Here is a 22143-nt window from a genome sequence, read left to right as displayed (position 1 = left end):
GTTACGACGTCGAACAGGTCCGACTGAAGAAGCGCATCACCTCTAGCTCCGAATCGTCCGGATGCTGCGCCACGTAGTCTTCGAGTGCCGCAGCTTGCGTTTCGTGAACGAAATTCCAGGTTGCTGAAATCGAATCCGAAAGCGTTTCCGCGTCGTGCAGCCATCCGCCCGGGATCAACACGATTTCGCCCGGCACGAGCGTATCGACGTAGGTGGGCTTAACCACGGGTTCCGGCTTCGGAGCCGCGTCGCCCGACCTGAGAACGTCGAGGTAACCGCCGCGGCCATCCGACAGATGGCGCTCGTGCTCCGGCGCAAACATGGCGAGTCTCTTTTCACCGTGAAACTGGCAAAGCACAGCGGCTGTGGTCCATGGGTCGCGATGAAGCCGGGTGCGCGCGCCTCGCCCCGAAATGAACAGGCCTCGATAAGGAAACAGCGAACGCTCGGAGCTCAACTCAGCGGGCGGCCGACACGCGGGAACCACGTAGCCGGTCCGCGGCAGGAAATAAGGCATGCTCCAGTCGTTCTTCAACCTGGCAAATGCTTCGTCTGCCCATGGGAAATAGTCGATCTCCTTCAGCTTGCTGTACCAGCGCACATACTCGAGCGGATTGCCTGCCGCTTTGGGGCCAAAGTTGTCAGCAAAGTACTCGGCAAGCGTCTTGATGTCGACGAGATCAAACAAGTCGTTATAGACCTGTGTCTCGAGGTCCCCCAATACATTCGAAAAATATTGTGGCGTCCACTTTTCTCGTGCGGCCCAGCCGTTCATCGCATCAGTGACAATGACAGGCCGATTTCTGGCGATGTATTCCTTGACAAACGTCTCCGCGGAGATGTGACTCACGCGCTCGATCGACAACGCACCAGTGTTGCTCAATGGCATGGATTCCCCTTCTCGCGTACCCGAGCCTTCAGACCTCGAGCGCCTGGACCGGCACATGATCGCGCGCGCCATTCATCTGGTTGTCGCCATCGACAAACACAAGCATCGGCCTGTGCGTTCCTGAGCGGCAGTCGGCGTCTTCAACCACGGCGAACGAGGCGATGATCACGAGATCGCCCACTTCGGCACGGCGCGCTGCTGAGCCGTTTAGCGAAATCATGCCGCTCCCGCGCTCGCCGCGAATCGCATACGTCGTGAATCGCTCTCCATTGTTGATGTTCCAGATATCAACTTGCTCGTTCTCGAGAATGTTGGCAGCCTCGAGCAGGTCTTCGTCGATCGCGCAGGACCCTTCGTAATGCAATTCGCACTGGGTGACGGTGGCCCGGTGAATCTTCGATTTCAGCATGATGCGTCGCATATCCAACTCCTGTCCGTATTCCGTTTGCTTTGATGAAAATACAAGCCTGTTCTAGGGCCTCAGTGTCAGACGGCGCTCACCTTGCAGTCGGAGACGGGCTCTTGCGGTCTCGTCGAATGAAGGTTCGTGCCACGTTGACCAAACATCTGCCGTAGCAAAAGCGCGAGCTTCGCGAGCACATCGCTGACATCGGCGATCGCACCGACGAGACGCACATGGGCAGTTGCCGCGTCGCCCTGCGCCCAGATATGCGAGACAAGCCGCGCGCTTGTCGAAATGCGCAGCGCCGCGGGCCCATCGTCCGAGGCAGCGTCCGCAAGCGCGACCGGCTGGCCGATATGACACCGCAATTGTGCGAGTCTGCGTTCATCGGGCGAGCTATCCGGACGCAGCATGTCCGTGACGTCCTCGTTCATCTTTTTATGAAGACAGCGCAATTCGGCGAGCGTCAGGAAGTCGTGCGATTCCGACGCGGCCCGGCGAACCCGAAACGAAAAGATGCTTTGCACCTCATCCCATTCACCGCGCACCGCCTCCTGGACCTGCACACGGCTCGGCGACTCGACTGGCTCGAGCATGGCCGCATGTTCGATCGACATGGCGATCGCGCCACCAAGCGACGCAAGAATGTGGATTCGGGCGGCAGGCGGAACACGCTCGAATTCGAGCATTTCGTGCAGCCCCGCACGCCAGCGAAGCAATACGCCGAGATTGACGCTGACAGGTAGGCTGGCCGCAGCGGTCCAGCTGGTCGGCCAATCCGTCATTGCAAAATAGGCCCGACAGCCTGAAGCCAACCTCGTCGGCGCGCGATCGCCCGAAGCATGCGCGCAGGGGATCAAAAGCGCACCCGCAAACGGCGGTGCCGTGAAAAACTTCGACGCAGTCACGCAGACCAGCGCGCCGAGATCGATGTACTCGGCGACGACGTCGTTCGCAACCCGCATTTGACAGGCATCTACGACAACCAGCAAGTTGTCAGGAAACGCCTCGACAAGCTTGCGCAGCTTTCTGGGCCCAGGCGTCGCGATCCCGGTCTTCGAGACATCGGGCACCTGGAGCAGGACGAATCGGCCGGCATGATGGGCCTGCGTGATCAACGGCGTCACCGCCTCGACAAAAGAGTCGGCACTCAATGGCCGGGCCGCCGCATCTCGAATCTGGACGGACGCGAGCGTAACGTCGTCGCCACCGAGTTCATCGATAGCGGCGCCGCGCGAGACACTGCAATCGAGTGCAGTGTAGTTCGCAAAATGACGTCCTGTAACTGCCAAGGCGACGCCCGAGCCTGTCTCGTTCGGTGCGGCCACAATGCTGAAAACTGGCCTCGAACCCGCCTTCATTCGCGCGATCTGGAACGCCTGCAAATGCGAGTCGGTCCCTGAAGGCGACAACGCAACATCGATTCGACCATGCGTGAGACCCAAAAAACGGATGAGTTCGTCGCGAACAGCCTCGAATTCCTGCTCGATGGCTCGAGGCAAATCGCCTGCGATCGTCCGCGACAACAAACGACGACGACAGTGCTCGACGGCAGCATAAGCCTTCTCCGAGATCGAGGTCGCAGTCGAAGAGGCGAATGTAATGTAATCCGCGGCCTCAGGAAAAGGCTGACAGCCATACATGTTGCGCCCGCTCACCGGATTGCATGCCAATCGCGAATCGCCGCCTTGCAGGAGCAGGAACTCCGTGGGCGCACAGAGCTCCGAATATTCACGCAGCTTCGCAGCGATCTCTTCGGGATCGCAGCGCGGCAGTGTCGTCCCCTCTAGCTCGAGCAGCGCACTCGCGACCTGCGGCACACGCTTGGGAGAAAGCGGTTCCTCCAATCCGTTGATGGCGTCGAGCAGTTGTGCAGGCGCCTGCTGCAGATACAGGTTCCGTTTTTCGAGGCTCGTATTCGCAACGATCAGGCCCGTAACGCGCGCCGCCATCAGCACCATCAGCACGCGATCGACAACACCCAGGCGCCTCAACAATGAAACCTCGCATGCGTACCGCAACACGAGCTCCGCCGCCTCGCCGTATGCAAGAAAGCCGTCGCCCAGCCGTATTTCATTGGCCGTTATGGTCAGCGCCGGCGCGTCGTGGCCGCCCCCGCGAATTTGTAATCCGGAAGCAAGCGAGGCAAGGACGGGGCTGCTGCTCAGGCTCTCGATACCTATACGCAATCGTGAACCAGCTTCATCGCTCGTCGCGGATGAGCGAAACATTGTTTCCAGTACGTCCATAGTCGTTGAACCGCCCCCCATCTCACATGGTGGATCACATATTGATGGGGCGACGCAGCTTCGATCCAGTTAACGCGAAAAGATGTACACGAAGTCGAAGCGAGCATCTTCGCCACGATGCCCATACGCATCGACATACCCTACAATCGGCCGGTGCCTGAATCTTCGGGCGCATCTATCCGCATCTATTGAGTCTCGATGGAGAATCCAAATGACTAGCCCGTTTGACAACAAGGACGCGACTTTCTTCGTTTTGGTCAATGATGAAGGTCAGCACTCTCTTTGGCCAGAATACGTGGCGATTCCCGAAGGTTGGAATGCAAAATTCGGCCCGGAGGCCAAGGAGCGTTGCCTAGAATTCGTCAAGGAAAACTGGACCGATATGCGCCCCAGGAGTCTTATCGAGACCGTTCACTAAGAGGGGGGCACGGCTTGGCAGCTCGCTCATCGAGCATCAAGCCGCCGACCGGTCAGGCTAATGTACGTGGCTGCTCTCGCGGTGCCGTCGTGATCTTATTCGCGAACCCAAAACAGGCGAACACAACGTCAGACGACCTCGTGTGCACCAACATCAGCTCGAACAATAGGTGGTGCGCGGTAAGGATGTAACCATCCCGCAGTTTCCATTTCGTTCACTTGAACACCCTTTCGTCGCCCGACCTGCGTTTCGCGAGCGGCCCACGCCAAGGTGGCTGCCGCCTCCATCGACGCAGCCAGATGCAGCCCATTCGTAGTGGGCGACGGCACCACGAGTGCCTGCGGGCCACTCTCTTCGCTCTCGACGTACTGGCTCGGCTTCAGCCGTTGCCCGGCGAAACTGTCCTAAGGTCGATCGGAAGCCGACGCAGCATGCGTCCATCGACTCGTTCGACGGCAAGCAACGAGCGTAAGAATGTTCAAACAAACGAAGTATGGCTAAAGCCACGGTTTCGTTTTCGTAGAGCTTGATCTATGGTTACGCGTCAGTTGGGTCAGAACTCGCTACACGATGCCAAGTCGACCATCCGCTCTGTCCAACTGTCGCCTGCTCGACGTGCCGGTAGCCGGCCGTTGAAATGCACCTCGCACATGAGCTGCGTTTGCTACCAAGGAGTCGCTGTATCGGTTCGTTCGCATCGATTCGATTCTGGGCTTCCTTACTTCACGTGAACTCGATGTCGCTGCCTCGCCAACTTGTCGACAGGCACCACAAGGCGAAGGACACGTGCGCGCGCGTGTCAGTGCTAAGTTGGGCCTGAAGATGCGAGGCGGACTCTTGAAACGAAGTTGCAACTTCCGTTCCGGGGAGCGTGATGTAGATGCTCGATACTGTCACGTTTCTTGAGTTCACTCGTGATTCCCGGGACCGGTGTGATCGACAGCAGCTGCTCGGAATCACGATCGGTGCCGGTGGAAGACACTCATCCGGTCGCGATGATGTCAATCCGACTTGGCGTCTCAAATGCATCTCTCACATTGCTAAAGGCGTGAGGAGTCGTTGTTCGTGGCGACCGTTCGCACCGACTGTTAGGGCTGGCGCCCGATGAAATTTCGATGTTTTCGTCATGCCAACATCGCAACATAAGAGATTAGGAAATTGGTTTTTCATGGTTCCAGTTGTCAAGTGAGTTCTTATCATCCGGCATACAAAAAAAGATTCAGAAATCGTGACAATCCAAACTCCCGAACATTATGATGTTCAAGAGCGCGTGGTCAACGGAATTTGCGCAAAAACCTGGATCGCTGATTTGAGGCAGCAGCCGAAATTCTCCTTACTCCTTGAATCCGTCAATGTTACCGTCGCGCCGCGGGCACTCTTGACAGCCTCTGAGTTGAGAGAGCTGTGCAATCTGTTGAACAAGGATCTAACTCCTTGGCTACCCGCCGACACGGAATCCGCAGAATACCGTCTCGCCGCATCGCGCTTTCATTTTGGTCAGCCAGTGAAATTGGATAGCGATGACGACGATGCTATCGGCGCTTTGCGTATCGCTATGAGCGCGCGGCTGGTCAGCGAAATCTGGGCGGACGGTCACGCTCGTCAACAGAACGATCGCCTGAATCGTGTCATCGGGGACGTGCGTGCAGCGATCACGAAGCTCTTGCTTGTTCATCAAAGTAGATTCGAGGGCTGCCTGGCTTCGAACGTTGAATGGTTCTCTGGTATTCCGCGATGTACAGGCGTAACCCGCAGTTCTGCTAGTTGAGATAGCGACATGAAACGACGCGAGACAAGTGATTGGTTGATCAGAGTCAATTTGCCGACGTTGTGCCCTACCCCGTCCATAAACTGACTGTTTGTCAACGGCCAACTTGAATTCGTTTGCAGCATATAGGCACTAAAGAGACGCAAAATGTTGAGAGATCTGTATCGACAGTCATGGCTTCGTTTCCTCTTAGCCGTTGTGGCAGGACTGGGAAGTGGCTTCAGCGGCGCAGGCGTCATAAAAATGGTTAGCAGTGCGGTTTCACATGCTGCCCCGTTGCCTTTGCTCGCCGCCGGCTTTTTCGGCTGCGTTTTGGTCCAGCTGCTTTGCCGAACATTCTCGCAATGGTTATTGACGATGTTGACCCAGGAGCTGGTGTGCCGACTCCGGGTTGAAGTGTGCCGCGACATACTGCTTACCCCATATAAAACACTCGAACGCCTCGGCAAGGCGCGTCTGCTGGCAATTTTGACCGCCGACATCGGTACCTTTACGCAAGCTGCACAATTGATGCCGCTGGTTTTGGGCGGCGGCGTCATGATCATTGTGTGCCTCGGATATTTAGCCTGGTTATCATGGCCCGTATTCCTTTGCTTCGCGCTAATTCTGGTGTGCGGGGGATCTGCCTATTACGCACTCGAACGCTGGCCGCGTCTTCGCATGAAGCAGGTGCGCGAACAACTCGATGTGGTGTACCAGAATTTTCGTTCGCTGCTCGACGGTACACGTGAACTCCAACTAAATTCGGAGCGTTCGAAATATTTCGTGGACCAAGTAGTCGGCCCCTCGGCGTATCGTTTTAAAACGCTATTAGTTCGCGGCATGACTGGTTACGCGCTAGTCAATAATGCGGGCGGCACACTTTACTATCTGTTCATCGGCCTGTTCTTGTTTGTTGTGCCGATGTGGCTACGTCTCCCGGCGGGGGACATGATCACGATAACGTTCCTGCTTCTGTACTTGATTCAACCGATCGCCGACGTCATGTCAGCGTTGCCCAGCCTGCGTCAATCGTCCATTGCACTCGGCCGCATTCGGCAAGTCAAGGCCGACCTGGCGCAAAGCAGCAGTGAATCCGCTGCGATCTCCACGACCGATCCGTTCTCCCGAACGGTGACCGGCGCCCCACTGCTAAAACTCGATGCGGTCTGCCATAGATTCCCCGGGCTGACCGACGATCAGCCGTTCATGCTCGGCCCGCTTAACCTCACTATTCGAAGCGGCGAATTGATTTTTATCGTCGGTGGCAACGGCAGCGGAAAGACGACACTGGCAATGCTATTGCTCGGGTTGTACGAGCCGGAGAGCGGTAAAATCGACCTTAGCAACGTCCCAGTGGACAATCATAATGTAGCGCACTACAGGCAGTTTTTTTCCGCCGTATTCAGTGATTTTCATCTCTTTCAAGAGTTCTTTGGCGCGCAAGATCGAGGCATCGTAGAACAGGCAACGTATTATTTGGAATCGTTCGGGCTCGCGCACAAGGTTAAAATCGCGGACGGAAAATTTACAACCACCAGTCTTTCTGCCGGGCAACGCAAACGGATGGCATTGATTTCCGCCTATCTCGAGGATCGACCCGTATACATACTCGACGAATGGGCAGCGGATCAAGATCCCACGTTCAAACGGGTGTTCTACACGGAACTACTCCCGGAACTCAAACGACGGGGGAAAACCGTTTTCGTGATCTCGCATGATGACGCGTATTTCGAACATGCCGATAGAATCATCAAGCTTTCAGAAGGAAAAATAATCGAAGATATCGACCTTCGAAATTTCAGCACCTCGGAGCCGGAAGTTTCCGCGTCGGAATGACCCAGGCTCGATGTCGCCCTCGTATCGTTCTAATTCTTTGGGCTATGTCCAGATTCGAAGATCCGTGCGACGAAGCCGGCGAAAATCGGCGGAAACACGCCTGTCGGCTGCGACGCGCACATCGGTGGCGTCGCAAAAGCTCGAACGAAATCCACTGAACCATACATGCTGAGCGCAATCGTGTGCCAGCCAGACGGCAGAATGTCGATCGAATAGAAGCTGCCGCCGAACAAAGTGCACGGCTTGAAGATGCGAAGCGAAACAATCTGCCGTCTTCGAAACACTTGCTCAAATACCAATGACGAAAGCGAAAAGGCTGAATGTGACCACGGTCGGCGCTGGCCGGCGTGTCGCGGACAGCGTTAGCATGCGGTATCTGTCCGGCTGCGACATTCCGGTTGGCAAGTGACTACTGAGGAAACATGCCCCATTCTATGTCCACCACTTCTTCGACGCATCGCGCGTTCATCGTGAGCCAGATTGCGACACCGCGCGTGCTTGCTGCGGGCGTCGAACTTCGGTGCGTGACCATCGACATGAATGCGTCCCTCGACTCGCCGAATTTCTCAACGCTCTCCGACGACGAGCGCGCGCGCGCGACGCGCTTCGTGCACCGGGAAGACGCGCTGCGGCATGCGGCAGCACGCGCCGCGCTACGCGAGGCGCTGGGTGAGCGTATCGGCGTACCTGCGGGTATGTTGCGGCTCGAGCAGGACGCATACGGGCGACCACGGCTCGAGCCCGGCGGCACTTCGCGAATGCTCGACTTCAACATCTCGCATGCAGGATCTCATGCGCTCATTGCCATCGCGGCGGGTCGCCGGGTTGGCATCGACATAGAGGCCTGCGATCCTCGTCTCGACTGGCAATCCCTCGCGAAGATGGTTTTCTCGAAGCGCGACGATACGCATGTCCGCTCGCTGCCCAACGCGCTTCGCCATGAGGGCTTTTATCGCGTATGGACTGCGAAGGAGGCGCTCCTGAAAGCGGTCGGCACCGGCTTGGCCGGAGGCATGACACACTTCTCGATTGTCGAGGACGAGGACAGGGAACCAGCCGCGGTGCTGAGCGATCATGCGGTTGCGGACTCGCAAGCCGCTGTATCGAGCATCGCCGCATTCGACGCCGCATGGTGCCCGGCGCCTCCCGGCTATGTTGCCTGCGTCGCGTGGTCTCGGGAGCTGGAAGGCTCGTTGTAGCCTGATCCTTCGACTCGCATGGCGCGATCCGACAATCGGGTTCCAGCCTGCCTCAGAACAGCCCGGTGTTCCGAGGAAAAGCTTTCCCTTCGCCCGAAAGTCGTCAACGCCTAAGGCTTGCCAACGGAATGACGATGCGTGCCGGCTCTGGCGATAATCTGTGTCGCGTCGTTTTCTGCGGAAGCAGATTTCCCGTGAGGGCAGCATTGACAACGTCGTCGGGCAGAACCGTCGCTTCCGGGTCCCAGGCAGAAAGCTCGAGACGTGGATCGTTGTAGGCGAGCAAGACGCACGGCAATGAATCAAGCCCGAGCTGCCGTGCAGCCGCAAGTCGATGGTGTCCATCCATTACAAACAACAGCGTGTCCTCAACCAGGATTGGCGTTGTCCAGGTGCCAGCCTGCTCTATCCTCGCCGCGAGCGCGGTTGCGGTTGCTGGACAGTGCTCCTCCGACCGCAATAAATCATCGATGGGTATGAGACTGGTCGGATAGTTCGCGCCGGAATCGTTGGTATCAACCGAGCTGATGACACAATTGCTTTGTTGCATTTTCTGATCCTGTTTGCGACACCTGCCGCATGCTAAATCCAGCGCATTGGGCCGTCGTTTCGACTGTGAAGAGCCTGCGATCGTGACCTGATGGGTCAGCCACAATGCTGCGACAAGCTTCGTCGTATTGCGAACGTGACGCGAAATGACGCTAAAGAATGCGTAATGGTTTGCTCGGGAATGACACGACTCGGCGGCGCTTGCCCCATCGAGGAGCGCGCTGACGACGGTCCAGTCGGTGCCGGATACGCGTTCACAGCGCCGTAGCAGCGCTTGCCGCACCCTCCCGAGCTTCACATATTCGGTTTCGCCCGCTAGCTTTCGCCGCGGTTGACGCAGAGTCAGCCATGTCAATCAGAACTTGGGCCGAATAACCGAACCATGGGTACAGCGTTACAACCCCAATGCGTACGGTCACCCGACCGTGATCCGCATGCGTGTGGGGTGAATTGCAAAGCAGCACGTACACCTAACGTTCCCTTATAGGAACGCAATGCGCGCATCAACTGCCCCAAAGCAGTCGGATCGGTGATGGCCCCGCGTAATGCACTATGGGAGGCGCCGCTATCCCGCCAACCTTCGGATCGATTGCAGGATTCTCGAACGATTTGATCAAGCCACATTCGACCGCATAGCGGAACACGCAATTACACGTTTCGCGCACCCGTCTTGCCGTATCCGGTACACCTCGGTCTCTGGCTCGATGGATAACCGCGACGTACTCCGGTGTTGTGATCTCCACAATGGGACGCTTGCCAAGCCAAGGGTACGTATTCTTTGCCAATCGCCGCTCGATCTTGTCCTGATAATCCACCGACCAATGAGCCGCCTTCGTCTTGATCCAGGCTTTTGCGATTACCTCGAAGGTAGCCTCTGCGTTGAACTTGGCACGTAGTTTGGCTTCGCGCCGCTGCTGCATGGGGTCTATCCCTTGGCGCAACAATCCACGCCCCTTGGCATGAGCAGCACGTGCATCCTTTTCCGTGACTTCCGGCCAGCAGCCCAAAGCCATGATTTTAGTTTTTGCCGGCGAAGTCGTAGTTCCAGCGCCAGAGCTTGGCGCCGTCAGGCTTGACCAGCACATAGAGTCGCCCACCATCCGACAACGTGTAGGGTTTCACGGTCGGCTTCGCATTCACGATTTCCAGCCGGGTGAGCTGGTGGAGAGGAGATCGGGCCATCGTTGTATATCCATCATTTGACGGACGTGGGTAACAACATACAACGAACGATACAACGATAAAAGTCCGGATTCGACCGGCATTCACCGGATTTTCCGGGACGCTTCTGCGACAACAAAAAACCCGCGGAGCCAATAGCCACGCGGGTTTCGGGGTACTACAGCAGATCACTGCGGAACTGCTTGGAAGCAAGTCGCGAAACGGAATGGTGGGTGCTGAGAGGCTCGAACTCCCGACCTACGCCTTGTAAGGGCGCCGCTCTACCAACTGAGCTAAGCACCCATCCCGTGATTCGCATGAACACGTGGCTAACGTTCGTAGTAAACCGCACAACCCCGTCAACCAGCGAGTCGACTAGTTTAGCGCATCTTTCAGCGCTTTGCCAGGTCTGAACTTTGGAACTTTCGCTGCCTTGATCTTGATCGCCGCCCCGGTGCGAGGATTGCGGCCCGTGCGCGCTGTACGCTTGCCGACGGCGAACGTACCGAAACCCACGAGCGTAACCGAGCCGCCCTTCTTCAACGTGCCTTTGACTCCTCCGATCACAGCATCGAGCGCACGTCCCGCTGCCGCTTTCGAAATGTCGGCTTGTTGCGCGATGTGGTCGATCAATTCCGTCTTATTCATTCCAAGCCCCCGAGAATGGTTGTTGGGCAATCATGAAAAAAGCGCCATCAGGCGCGGGAAAATAGAGCACAGCAGGCGCTGAGCCTGCCCATTAGAAGTGGCCGAAACACCCGTGTCAACAAGGGTTGCGCCGGATTTGGAATACCTTTATTAGAGTTGTTTGACAGCGTTGCATGGGACCCGAGCAACCGCTGAAGCGCCGACTCGGGTCGACATAAAAAAGCCCGCGGCTAGGCCGCGGGCGATCAGTGCAAATCGGCTGCCGATCAGTGTTTGACGACTTCGGCAGCGCCGGCGTCCGTTGCTGCTTCGGCGACCGGCGCCGCTTTCGGCTCCTCTTCGGGCAGCGCCTCGGGCACCCGCTCGAGCGCGAGTTCGAGCACCTTGTCGATCCAGCGGACCGGCACGATTTCGATGGCGTTCTTCACGTTGTCCGGAATCTCCGTCAAATCCTTGACGTTTTCTTCCGGGATCAGTACAAGCTTGATGCCGCCGCGGTGCGCCGCGAGCAGCTTCTCCTTCAAGCCGCCGATCGGCAGCACTTCGCCACGCAGCGTGATTTCGCCCGTCATTGCGACATCGGCGCGCACCGGGATACCCGTCAGCACCGACACCAGCGCGGTCGTCATCGCGATACCAGCCGAGGGACCGTCTTTCGGCGTCGCGCCTTCCGGCACGTGGATGTGGATGTCATGCTTCTCAAACGCCTCGTCCTTCACGCCAAGACGACGCGAGCGCGAGCGCACGACCGAACGCGCGGCCTCGACCGACTCCTTCATCACGTCGCCGAGCGAACCAGTGCGGATCACGTTGCCCTTGCCCGGCATGACCGCCGCCTCGATCGTCAGCAGATCGCCGCCGACTTCCGTCCACGCGAGCCCCGTGACCTGGCCGATCTGGTTTTCCTTCGCCGCCAGACCGAAGTCGTACTTGCGTACGCCGAGGAAAGTGTCGAGGTTGCTGCCGTCGACCTTCACCGCACCCTCTGCCTTCTTCAGCAGAAGCATCTTCACGACCTTGCGGCAGATCTTCGAAATTTCACGCTCGAGCGAGCGCACGCCTGCTTCACGCGTGTAGTAACGAATGATGTCGCGAATCGCTTGTTCCGCGACCTCGATCTCGCCTTCCTTCAGGCCGTTGTTCTTCTTCTGCTTCGGCAGCAGGTAGCGCTGCGCAATGCTGACCTTCTCGTCCTCCGTATAGCCGGACAAACGAATGACTTCCATCCGGTCAAGCAACGGCGGCGGAATGTTCAGCGAGTTCGACGTCGCGACGAACATCACGTCCGACAGATCGAAATCGACTTCGACGTAGTGATCGGCGAACGTATGATTCTGTTCGGGGTCGAGCACTTCGAGCAACGCCGACGACGGATCGCCGCGGAAATCCATGCCCATCTTGTCGACTTCGTCGAGCAGGAAGAGCGGATTGCGCACGCCGACCTTGGTCAGGCTCTGCAGAATCTTGCCCGGCATCGAGCCGATGTAAGTGCGGCGATGGCCGCGAATCTCGGCCTCGTCGCGCACGCCGCCCAGCGCCATGCGCACGAACTTGCGATTGGTTGCGCGTGCAATCGATTGGCCGAGCGACGTCTTGCCGACGCCCGGAGGCCCGACGAGGCACAGAATCGGCGCCTTCACCTTGTCGACACGCTGTTGCACCGCGAGGTATTCGAGAATGCGTTCCTTCACTTTCTCGAGACCGAAGTGATCTTCGTCGAGCACGCGCTCGGCGTTCGAGAGGTCGTTGTTGACCTTGCTCTTCTTGCGCCACGGAAGGCCGATCAGCGTATCGATGTAGTTGCGCACGACCGTCGCTTCAGCCGACATCGGCGACATCAGCTTCAGCTTCTTCAGTTCTGCGTCGGCCTTCTTCTTCGCTTCCTTCGGCATGCGCGCGGCGCTGATGCGCTTCTCGAGCTCTTCGAGATCCGCGCCCTCTTCGCCTTCGCCCAGTTCCTTCTGGATCGCCTTGACCTGCTCGTTCAGGTAATACTCGCGCTGGCTCTTTTCCATCTGACGCTTCACGCGTCCACGGATGCGCTTTTCGACCTGGAGAATGTCGATCTCGGCTTCGAGTTGCGCGAGCAGATGCTCGAGGCGCTCGACAACCGGGAACATCTCTAGGATGTGCTGCTTCTGGTCGAGCTTGAGCGGGAGGTGTGCGGCGATCGTATCTGCGAGGCGGCCGGCTTCATCGATGCCCGACAGCGACGTGAGAATTTCCGGCGGAATCTTCTTGTTCAGCTTCACGTACTGATCGAATTGCGACACGATCGCGCGGCGCAGCGCTTCCGTTTCGGCGCTGTCGGCGTGGTCGGGTTCGAGCGGCATCACTTCGCACGAGAATTGCGTTTCCTGCTCTTCGATCGACAGCGTCTTCGCGCGCTGCAGACCTTCGACGAGCACTTTCACCGTGCCGTCGGGCAGTTTCAGCATTTGCAGGATGTTCGCGATACATCCTACTTCGTACATATCTTTTTCGGTCGGCTCATCCTTGGCCGCCGTCTTTTGTGCGACCAGCATGATGTGCTTGCCGCCCTCCATGGCCACTTCGAGCGCCTTGATCGACTTCGGGCGGCCGACGAAGAGCGGTATCACCATGTGCGGGAAAACAACGACATCGCGCAGCGGCAGCAGCGGGAGCGTGGTGCGCTCCGAAGGGAGGAGTTGGGTTCCTGACATTTCATTTCCCCATGAGTGGAATCAGTTCTTTCAGTAATTGAGGCCAGCGCTAGCGATTGCAAGCCTTCGCAAGTGGGAAAAGTTCAGTGCAGTCAAAAAACAGTCAGTGTTACCCACACGATAAACGAAAAAAGCCGCTCACGTCGCCATGAACGGCTTTTTTATGAAACTCACCGAAAGCCGATCAGTTCGAACCCGCCACTTTCGGCGCGTCCTCATAGATCAATAACGGTTTGCCATCGCCGTCGATGACATTGTCATCGATGATGACTTTGCTGACCCCTTTCATCGTCGGCAGCTCGTACATCACATCGAGCAATGCCTGTTCCAGAATGGAGCGCAGCCCGCGCGCGCCGGTCTTGCGTCGAATCGCCTTGCGCGCCACGGCCTGCAGCGCGGCCGGCCGGATCTCGAGCTCGACGCGTTCCATCGCGAACAGCTTGTGATATTGCTTGACGAGCGCGTTTTTCGGCTCGACGAGAATCTTCATCAGCGCGGCCTCATCGAGCTTGCCGAGCGTCGCGACCACCGGCAGACGGCCGATCAATTCAGGGATCAGACCGAATTTGATCAAGTCTTCGGGCTCGACCTCGCGCAGCACTTCGCCTGCGTCACGATCCTGCTTGCTTTTCACGGTCGCGCCAAAGCCGATGCCGGTTTTCTCGGTACGGTCGGTAATGACTTTTTCCAGGCCGTCGAACGCGCCACCACAGACAAACAGAATGTTGGTCGTATCGACCTGAATGAAATCCTGGTTCGGGTGCTTACGGCCGCCTTGCGGCGGCACCGACGCCATCGTGCCCTCGACGAGCTTCAGGAGCGCCTGCTGCACGCCTTCACCCGACACGTCGCGGGTGATCGAGGGGTTATCGGACTTGCGGCTGATCTTGTCGATTTCGTCGATGTAGACGATCCCGCGCTGCGCCTTATCGACTTCGTAATTGCAATTCTGGAGGAGCTTCTGAATGATGTTCTCGACGTCTTCGCCGACATAGCCGGCTTCGGTCAGCGTCGTCGCATCCGCAATCACGAACGGCACGTTCAAGAGGCGCGCGAGCGTCTGCGCAAGCAGCGTCTTGCCCGAACCGGTCGGGCCGATCAGGAGAATGTTGCTCTTCGACAGCTCGATGTCGTCTTTCTTGTCGAGATGCTTGAGCCGCTTGTAGTGGTTGTACACGGCCACAGCAAGAATCTTCTTCGCGCGCTCCTGCCCGATCACGTATTGATCGAGGATGTCGCGAATTTCCTGCGGACTCGGCAAGTCCGATTTGGACAGGCCCGCGTCGGTACCCGCGCCCGCTGCTTCGTCGCGAATGATCTCGTTGCACAGATCGATGCATTCATCGCAGATGAACACCGACGGGCCCGCAATCAGTTTTTTCACCTCATGCTGGCTCTTCCCGCAAAACGAGCAATACAACAGCTTCTCGCTGTTCGAACCTTTCTTGTCCGCCATGGATATATGAGCCTCCGGACACTCGAATGACATGGTACGCCGTTTCCCGACCTCTCCAAACACGGGGTCGGAACAAATTGGCGAAACGTGCGTATGACGGCGTCTTGCCGCCGGCGCTCAGACCTATTATCGACTATTTCACGGCGCCGCTTGAGTCGGCATTCGCCCTATTTAGGGACGAATGCCGATTGGATCAAGGACGCTTGTGCATCACCTGGTCGACGAGCCCATAAGCCTGCGCGTCGTCGCCCGACATGAAGTTATCGCGATCGGTGTCGCGCGCAATGCGCTCGACCGGCTGCCCCGTGTGGTGCGCCAGCAACTGGTTCAGCCTTTCCTTCAAATACAGGATCTCGCGCGCCTGAATTTCGATGTCCGACGCCTGACCGCGAGCGCCGCCCAGCGGCTGATGGATCATCACGCGCGCATTGGGCAGCGCGAAACGCTTGCCCTTCGCGCCGGCAGCCAGCAGGAACGCGCCCATGCTGGCGGCGAGGCCCATGCATAGCGTCGAGACGTCCGGCTTAATGAACTGCATCGTGTCGTAGATTGCCATCCCGGCCGATACCGAACCACCCGGGCTGTTGATGTACAGGTTGATGTCCTTGTCCGGATTTTCGCTTTCGAGGAACAGCAACTGCGCAACCACGAGATTCGCGGTCTGGTCGTTCACTTCGCCGACCATGAAGACGATGCGCTCTTTCAGCAGCCGCGAGTAGATATCGTACGAACGCTCGCCCCGGCCGCTCGTTTCCACGACGATCGGAACGAGCCCGAGCGCCTGCGCTTCCAGATCCCGCGGCGCGTGGGAGGCCAACGTGTCCAGCAATTGAGCGCGTGAGGTCATGCAATGGGTCCTTGTTCGGAATTAGTCTTGAAACGGCAAGCAAAGCGGCGAGCGACTCTGCAGCACACGCTGCGCCCAACGCCGCAACAGAAAAAAAGGCGTGCAGGCCGTCGCTCCGACAGCCGGCACGCCGTTGCACCGACGCTTAAGCTTGCGCTTGCGCCGTTGCGCTTGCCAGTGCTTCGAAGCTTACTTCCTTGTCCGTCACCTTGGCCTTGCCGAGCACGAACTCGACGACGTTGCTCTCAACGACGTACGCTTCCATTTCAGCAAGGCGCTGCTGGTTGGAATAATACCAGCGGACGACTTCCTTCGGGTCTTCGTAGCTTTTCGCGAATTCGTCGACTTCGGCGCGAATCTGCTCAGGCTTCGCTTCGAGTTTGTTCTCCTTCACGAGCTCGGCGAGCACGAGGCCGAGCTTCACGCGGCGCTCGGCTTGCTCCTTGAACATTTCGGCCGGAATCGGCGCGTCGGCTGCGTTCGGCACGCCGCGTTGCGCGAGATCCTGACGGGCCATCTCGACAAGGCGCTGCTGGTCTTGTTCGATCAGCGCGTTCGGCACGTCGAGCTCGGCGATCTTCAGGAGCGCATCCATCACTTGATTCTTGACGATGGCCTGCGTGCGGCGCTTCGCTTCGCGCTCGAGGTTCTCCTTGATCTCCGCGCGCATCTTCGTCAGATCGCCATCGGCGATGCCGAGCGACTTCGCGAATTCTTCGTCGATCTCCGGCAGGTGCGGCCATTCGATCTTCTTCATCGTGATCGTGAATTGCGCCGTCTTACCCGCCACTTCCTTGCCGTGGTAGTCCTCGGGGAACGTCAGGTCGAATTCGCGTGCTTCACCTGCCTTGACGCCGGTTGCCGCCTTTTCGAACTCCGGCAGCATGCGGCCTTCGCCGAGCACGAAGCCGAAGTCTTCGGCGCTGCCGCCTTGGAACGCGACGCCGTCGATCTGGCCGACGAAGTCGACCGTCACGCGATCGCCTTCTTGCGCCGCGGCGTTCGCGCCGCCGTCGCCGTGCTCGCCGGCTTCGCCGCGCGCGTGGTAGTGCACGCGCTGCTTGCGCAGGATGTCCAGCGTGCGGTCGATTTCCGCTTCCGTGATCGTGGTCACGGTGCGCTCGATTTCCGCTGCGGTCACGTCGCCCAGCTTCACTTCCGGATAGACCTCGAACGTGGCGTCGAACGCAAACGCTTCATCGCCCGCGCCCTCCTTCGGGCTGAAGCTCGGCTGGCCGGCCACGCGCAGGTTCTCGGCGCGACTGATGTCGAAGAATTGCTTGCCGACCTTGTCGCTCAACACTTCGGCCTCGACCTGGCCCGAATACTGTTGCGTCACCATCTTGAGCGGCACCTTGCCAGGGCGGAAACCCGGCATGCGAACGTTCTTCGCGAGTTGGCGGATACGCGAGTTCACTTCCTCCTGCACCACGTCTTTCGGAAGGGAAATCGTTACGCGGCGTTCGAGCTTGCCGAGGTTTTCTACAACGTTAGCCATGGCTTCAATCGTCCTAAAATTATTCAAGCGAATCAGTTATCTATTCCGCGCCGTGCCGATGTGTCGCGCCCGGATTCGCGCTGCAGCGGAGCGTCGGCATGCGCGTTGCGCAACTCGTGCGCCGCAGCCGCGTGCGCCACGAACCCGCGACCCAGGGCTTTACGCGACGTCCTCGCCTACCGATTTCTCGCGAGCAGCGTTCCCGCCGCTGTCCCGCTATTTGCTGCGCCTTTTGCCCGTTCGTTGCCGGATCTTCCTTGCCGGTTGTTTGCCGCTTAATCACCGGATTCTCACCCGCTTCCTTTGCTACCGGCAGCACGGTTTGGATCGGAAGAATCGAGTATTCTAGCAAACTATTTGTCCGGCCAGCCCAGATTCAGCGCTCTCGCACAACCCGCGCGCTGAATTGAGCGCCGTTCGGACTGTTTTTACATCTTGCGGACTAATCAAATCGGTCGGCGGCGCGCAATATAGCGCCAATCTCCGCTATGCCGTCAGGCTTATTCGGGGATGCACGTGCTGCTGATAAGCTAACGCACAAGGTCGCGACCGCGCCTGGCCCGGGGCCGGCCCGCGCGGCCGGCCGAGCCTTCGCAACGACACCAATTAATTCAGAGTCACTATGCCGAATCCAACGCCCTCGCCCGTCGTCGTCGTCGCTCCCGATTCCTTCAAAGGTTCGCTCTCCGCCGAGCAAGTCGCGCAAGCCATCGCCGACGGCATCCGGCGCGCGCGGCCGGACGCCGTGGTGCGCCTGTGTCCGATGGCCGACGGCGGCGAAGGCACGCTCGACGCGATGCTCGTGCGCGGCGGCGAGCGCCGCGTGCTGCGCGTGCGCGGCGCGTCGGATGCGGCGCGCGACGCGGCCATCGGACTTTTGCCTGACGGCAGCGCGATCGTCGAGACAGCCGAAATCGTCGGCATCACCGACGAAGTCGGTATGAGCGTGCCGGTCGAGGCGCGCGACTCGCGCGGGATGGGCGAAGCGATTCGCGCGCTGCTCGATGCCGGCGTGCGCAAGTTCTTTGTCGCGCTTGGCGGCAGCAGCACCAACGACGGCGGCGCGGGTCTCCTGGCCGGCCTCGGCGTGAAGTTCTTCGATGCCGGCGATCGCGAGCTCGCGCCGACGCCCGAACAGCTTGCGAAGCTCGCGCGCGTCGATGTGTCGCAACTCGATCCGCGGCTGGCACAGGCGTCGTTCGTGGGCATGTCCGACGTCGACAATCCGTTGACCGGCGAACACGGCGCAACCGCGGTCTTCGGCCCGCAGAAAGGCGTCAAGCCCGACCAGGTGGCGCCCATCGACCGTGCGCTCGCCAGCTTTGCCGATCTGATCGAGCCTGCACTCGGCCGCACGGTCCGGGATCAGCCCGGTGCGGGCGCGGCCGGCGGGCTCGGCTTCGCCCTTCACCTGCTCAGTGCGCGCTTCGAGCCGGGCGCGGAGGTCGTGGCGGCGCAAGTCGGGCTCGGCACCGCCCTCGAAGGCGCGAACTGGCTCATCACCGGCGAAGGCCGCTCCGATGTGCAGACCCTGCACGGCAAGGCGCCCTACATCGCATGCGCCCATGCGCGCGCGGCGGGCGTGCCGGCAACGCTCTTGTCGGGCGCAGTCGATGCCGCCGCGCTGCCGCGGCTGTCGGAGCATTTCACCGGCTGCTTCTCGCCGGCGCCCGGCCCGATCACGCTCGAAGTTGCGATTCGCGATGCTGCGCGGCTGCTTGCGAACGAGGCCGAGCAGCTCACGCGCTTGAAGTACGGTTCGTGAAGTTCGTGAAATAGTGCGTTGACCGGCCCACCGGATGCGGCAACAATTCCACCGCTAGCCGCATCCACCAAGACGACCAACGGGAGCACTATGAAGGCCGCCGCCAAAGCCGGGCTCGATCAGTTCTTGACATATCGCATGCATGTGCTGAACAAGTTGTCCGATCGCGGAATCAGCGAGCTCTATCAGACCAAGCTCGACATCACGCTTCCGGAGGCGCGGGTGATCGCATCGGTCGGTTCGTTCGGCCCGTTCTCGATCATGGACCTCGCAAAGCACGCGAACCTCGACAAGAGTCAGGCGAGCCGGGCCGCCGAGGCGCTGATCAAGCGCGGTCTGGTCGAACGGGAAACGAGCGTCGATGACGGCCGCGTCGTGCTCATTTCACTGACGGAGGAGGGCCGCGTGCTCTATCGCAAGGTCATGCCGATCGCGCGCAAGTGGAACGCCGATTTGTTCGATTGCCTCGACGAAAAAGAACGCGAAGCATTCGGACAGGCCCTCAACAAGGTGATCGCGCATGCGCTGCCGAATGCGCAATGACGTGGAGATCACGCAAGAAAAAGCGCGCCGCGGCGCCGAGCGTCACGCGCCAGTCACAGTCCGCTATTCGCAGCGCGTTGGCGCAGCAGGCCGAGCACGGCGTCGCAGAAAGGCGTCGGCACGCCGAGCTTGCGGCCCAACTCGGGAAACACGCCGAGTATCGGCCCGATTTCGAGCGGCCGCCCCGCCTCCATGTCCTGCAGCATCGATGTCTTGAACGCGCCGAGCTTGCGCGTCACCGCGACGCGTTCCGGCGCCGCCATGCCCGTCGACAACCCTAGCCGCGCGCCGATCGCCTCGGCCTCCTCCATCATCCTCAGCACGAGCGCATGCGTGAGCGGATCGTCGAGCAGGCGATCGGCCGTCGAACCGGTCAACGCGGAAAGCGGGTTCATGTTCATGTTGCCCCACAGCTTCGCCCAGATCTCGCTTCGGATGTCGTCCGACGCGCTTGCGTCGAAGCCTCCCGCCGCGAGCGCCGAAGCCAGCTCCTGCGCACGCCCGGCGAGTGACTTGCGCGACGCGCCGACGATCAGCCGGTTGCCGCGCCCTCGCCGGATCACGCCTGGCGCGTCGCAAGACGACGACAGATGCACGACACAGCCGATCGATTGAGCGCACGGCAAGGCCGCCGAAACCACGCCGTTCGGTTCGACGGCATCGATCGATTGGCCAGACAGCGGCCCCTCCTCGCCGTCGAGAAACCACCAGGGCAAGCCGTTCATCGCCGCGACGATCGTCGTGTCCGCGCCAACCAGCGGACGCAGGCTCGCTGCGATATCCGGCAACGCCTGCGCCTTGAGCGCGATCACGACGCAGTCTTGCACGCCGAGCACCGCGGCATCGTCGTTCGCATTGACAGCTACGCTCGTCTGGCTTTCGCCATCGATGATCCGAATGCCGTTCGCGCGAATCGCGGCGAGCGTCTTGCCGCGCGCGAGCACGCTGACGTCGTGCCCCGCGCGCGCGAGCGCCGCGGCGAGCAGTCCGCCGATCGCTCCGGCTCCCACGACTGTCGTCCGCATTGCCTGATCTGCTTGTGGCGCCATGAGATGTCACTCCTTGTAAGACGGGTCGATGCGCTCGACCCGGCGCAGCAGCGCGTCCAGCACGTCCTGGCCCGCGCCGTATTTCGGATCGAATTGCAGCGAGTCGCGCGCGCAGCGCGCGGCGACCTCTGCCGCGATGTGCCGCGCGGGACCCAGCGCCGCAGTCGCAAGCTGGATCTCGCAGGCGCGATTGAGCGTCCACAGACGCGCGAACGCCTGAGCGATCGTCGTACCGATCGCAAGCAGTCCGTGGTTGCGCAGGATCAGGAGACGCCTGTCGCCGAGGTTGGCGAGGAGCCGCGGACCCTCGTCGGCGCGCACCGTGATGCCCTCGAAGTCGTGATACGCGACCATCCCTTCGAGCTGTGCGGAATAGAAGTTCGAATTCTCGAGGCCGGCCTCGGAGCATGCGACGGCAAGGCCCGCCGTAGTATGCGTGTGCATGACGCAATGCGCGTCCGGCAGAGCCCGGTGAATCGCCGCATGCACGACGAAACCCGCCGGATTCACGCGATGCGTCGACTCACCGATCACGCGCCCCTGGAGATCGATCTTGACGAGATTCGACGCGGTGACTTCCGTGTAGTGCAAGCCAAACGGATTGATCAGGAAATGCGTGTCGGGGCCGGGAACGCGCAAGGTGATGTGGTTGTAGATCAGCTCGGTCCAACCGAGCATCGCGAAGATGCGGTAGGTGCCCGCCAATTGCTCGCGCAACGCGCGCTCGTCGGCGGTCAGGTTTGCGGATTCGGCGACTTCCATCTCGATCTCCTCGCGTGCAGCACGTGAGAACAGCGCTTCGATCGAACCAGAATAGGTGAAATTAGTTGTGCGCGCAACCAAATCGATGCGTTACGGCGCCAGTTTGAAAAGCCGGACGGATCACGTTCGCCTTCCAGAATCCTCAGAAAGAGCAGACAGCACAAAGCAAACGCGCATAAAGCGCGCGGGCCGTGCAAATGGCGACAAGCGGAGAATATCGATCGACAAAAGTCGTGGTGCGAGGAGCGGGACTCGAACCCGCACACCCTTGCGGGCGTCAGGACCTAAACCTGGTGCGTCTACCAATTTCGCCATCCTCGCAATCGGCTGCCGCGCATTGCACGCGGCGTCCGCTGTATGGCGCGCTTTTCGCTGCTCGCCCCGCCTCGCGGGCCGGGCGATCTTCGCATCGAAAAGTGCAAGCGCGAGATTCTAAC

The 22143-nt window shown here is 59.7% G+C and carries 19 protein-coding genes, 2 tRNA genes and 1 pseudogene; 6 read left to right on the top strand and 16 right to left on the bottom strand.

Annotated elements, in window-relative coordinates; genetic code table 11:
• Position 1: 1 nt before the first annotated feature.
• The 3 genes from J3489_RS21875 to J3489_RS21865 all read right to left on the bottom strand — a co-directional run bounded on the left by J3489_RS21875 (position 2) and on the right by J3489_RS21865 (position 3289).
• Positions 2–889 carry a cupin-like domain-containing protein gene (locus J3489_RS21875; RefSeq protein WP_207001554.1) on the bottom strand — a complete coding sequence of 296 codons (888 nt, stop codon included), beginning with the start codon at positions 887–889 and terminating at the stop codon, positions 2–4.
• 28 nt (positions 890–917) lie between these two features.
• The gene (gene panD / locus J3489_RS21870; protein ID WP_207001552.1) at positions 918–1310 is read right to left on the bottom strand and encodes an aspartate 1-decarboxylase; all 393 of its coding nucleotides are present in this window, start codon (positions 1308–1310) and stop codon (positions 918–920) included.
• A gap of 65 nt (positions 1311–1375) precedes the next feature.
• Positions 1376–3289: a hypothetical protein gene (locus J3489_RS21865; RefSeq protein WP_207001551.1), complete on the bottom strand. Its 1914-nt coding sequence runs from the start codon at positions 3287–3289 to the stop codon at positions 1376–1378.
• A 463-nt stretch (positions 3290–3752) separates the two neighbouring features.
• Between J3489_RS21865 and J3489_RS21860 the strand changes: the two genes are divergently transcribed.
• The 4 genes from J3489_RS21860 to J3489_RS21845 all read left to right on the top strand — a co-directional run bounded on the left by J3489_RS21860 (position 3753) and on the right by J3489_RS21845 (position 8744).
• Positions 3753–3959, top strand: coding sequence for an MbtH family protein (locus tag J3489_RS21860; RefSeq protein WP_207001549.1), 207 nt, complete (start codon positions 3753–3755; stop codon positions 3957–3959).
• Positions 3960–5187: 1228 nt separating this feature from the next.
• The gene (locus J3489_RS21855) at positions 5188–5727 is read left to right on the top strand and encodes a hypothetical protein (protein WP_207001547.1); all 540 of its coding nucleotides are present in this window, start codon (positions 5188–5190) and stop codon (positions 5725–5727) included.
• 147 nt (positions 5728–5874) lie between these two features.
• Complete coding sequence (locus J3489_RS21850; RefSeq protein WP_207001545.1) at positions 5875–7545, top strand: cyclic peptide export ABC transporter; 1671 nt, start codon at positions 5875–5877, stop codon at positions 7543–7545.
• Between the two features lie 434 nt (positions 7546–7979).
• Positions 7980–8744, top strand: a complete 765-nt coding sequence (locus J3489_RS21845) for a 4'-phosphopantetheinyl transferase family protein (protein ID WP_207001544.1) — start codon at positions 7980–7982, stop codon at positions 8742–8744.
• A gap of 103 nt (positions 8745–8847) precedes the next feature.
• Here J3489_RS21845 and J3489_RS21840 read toward each other — a convergent pair whose 3' ends face one another.
• The 10 genes and pseudogenes from J3489_RS21840 to tig all read right to left on the bottom strand — a co-directional run bounded on the left by J3489_RS21840 (position 8848) and on the right by tig (position 17587).
• Entirely contained in the window at positions 8848–9294 is a 447-nt protein-coding gene (locus tag J3489_RS21840) for a ParB N-terminal domain-containing protein (RefSeq protein WP_207001543.1), read from the bottom strand.
• Positions 9295–9796: 502 nt separating this feature from the next.
• Complete coding sequence (locus J3489_RS21830) at positions 9797–10213, bottom strand: tyrosine-type recombinase/integrase (protein ID WP_207001541.1); 417 nt, start codon at positions 10211–10213, stop codon at positions 9797–9799.
• 39 nt (positions 10214–10252) lie between these two features.
• Positions 10253–10306 (bottom strand): annotated as a pseudogene (locus tag J3489_RS38900) (hypothetical protein); the annotation flags it as partial.
• Positions 10307–10310: 4 nt separating this feature from the next.
• Positions 10311–10475 (bottom strand): Arm DNA-binding domain-containing protein, encoded by a 165-nt coding sequence (locus tag J3489_RS21825; RefSeq protein WP_207001540.1) that lies wholly within the window; start codon positions 10473–10475, stop codon positions 10311–10313.
• 206 nt (positions 10476–10681) lie between these two features.
• Positions 10682–10757: transfer RNA gene (locus tag J3489_RS21820), tRNA-Val, on the bottom strand.
• Positions 10758–10829: 72 nt separating this feature from the next.
• Entirely contained in the window at positions 10830–11102 is a 273-nt protein-coding gene (locus J3489_RS21815; protein WP_007585907.1) for an HU family DNA-binding protein, read from the bottom strand.
• A 266-nt stretch (positions 11103–11368) separates the two neighbouring features.
• A complete protein-coding gene (lon, locus tag J3489_RS21810) occupies positions 11369–13786 on the bottom strand; it encodes an endopeptidase La (protein WP_207001539.1) in 2418 nt (805 codons plus the stop codon).
• A 184-nt stretch (positions 13787–13970) separates the two neighbouring features.
• On the bottom strand, positions 13971–15242 hold the full coding sequence (gene clpX / locus J3489_RS21805; RefSeq protein ID WP_207001538.1) for an ATP-dependent Clp protease ATP-binding subunit ClpX: 1272 nt from the start codon (positions 15240–15242) through the stop codon (positions 13971–13973).
• A 193-nt stretch (positions 15243–15435) separates the two neighbouring features.
• A complete protein-coding gene (gene clpP, locus J3489_RS21800) occupies positions 15436–16089 on the bottom strand; it encodes an ATP-dependent Clp endopeptidase proteolytic subunit ClpP (protein ID WP_136896416.1) in 654 nt (217 codons plus the stop codon).
• 145 nt (positions 16090–16234) lie between these two features.
• Entirely contained in the window at positions 16235–17587 is a 1353-nt protein-coding gene (gene tig, locus J3489_RS21795; RefSeq protein WP_207001536.1) for a trigger factor, read from the bottom strand.
• A gap of 622 nt (positions 17588–18209) precedes the next feature.
• Between tig and J3489_RS21790 the strand changes: the two genes are divergently transcribed.
• Positions 18210–19352, top strand: a complete 1143-nt coding sequence (locus J3489_RS21790; RefSeq protein WP_207001534.1) for a glycerate kinase — start codon at positions 18210–18212, stop codon at positions 19350–19352.
• Between the two features lie 90 nt (positions 19353–19442).
• Entirely contained in the window at positions 19443–19895 is a 453-nt protein-coding gene (locus J3489_RS21785; RefSeq protein ID WP_207001532.1) for a MarR family winged helix-turn-helix transcriptional regulator, read from the top strand.
• A gap of 53 nt (positions 19896–19948) precedes the next feature.
• On the opposite strand, the gene J3489_RS21780 is transcribed toward J3489_RS21785, so the two are convergent.
• The 3 genes from J3489_RS21780 to J3489_RS21770 all read right to left on the bottom strand — a co-directional run bounded on the left by J3489_RS21780 (position 19949) and on the right by J3489_RS21770 (position 22027).
• Positions 19949–20944, bottom strand: a complete 996-nt coding sequence (locus J3489_RS21780) for a 2-dehydropantoate 2-reductase (RefSeq protein WP_242540194.1) — start codon at positions 20942–20944, stop codon at positions 19949–19951.
• A 6-nt stretch (positions 20945–20950) separates the two neighbouring features.
• Complete coding sequence (locus J3489_RS21775; RefSeq protein WP_207001530.1) at positions 20951–21706, bottom strand: class II aldolase/adducin family protein; 756 nt, start codon at positions 21704–21706, stop codon at positions 20951–20953.
• 234 nt (positions 21707–21940) lie between these two features.
• Positions 21941–22027, bottom strand: a tRNA-Leu gene (locus tag J3489_RS21770).
• Positions 22028–22143: the final 116 nt, after the last annotated feature.

Origin of the sequence: Trinickia mobilis (genome assembly GCF_017315705.1) — a bacterium.
GTDB classification, from domain to species: Bacteria; Pseudomonadota; Gammaproteobacteria; order Burkholderiales; family Burkholderiaceae; genus Trinickia_A; species Trinickia_A mobilis.
The sequence above is the reverse complement of the archived record's forward strand: the minus strand, read 5'-3'. Positions and strand labels throughout refer to the sequence as shown.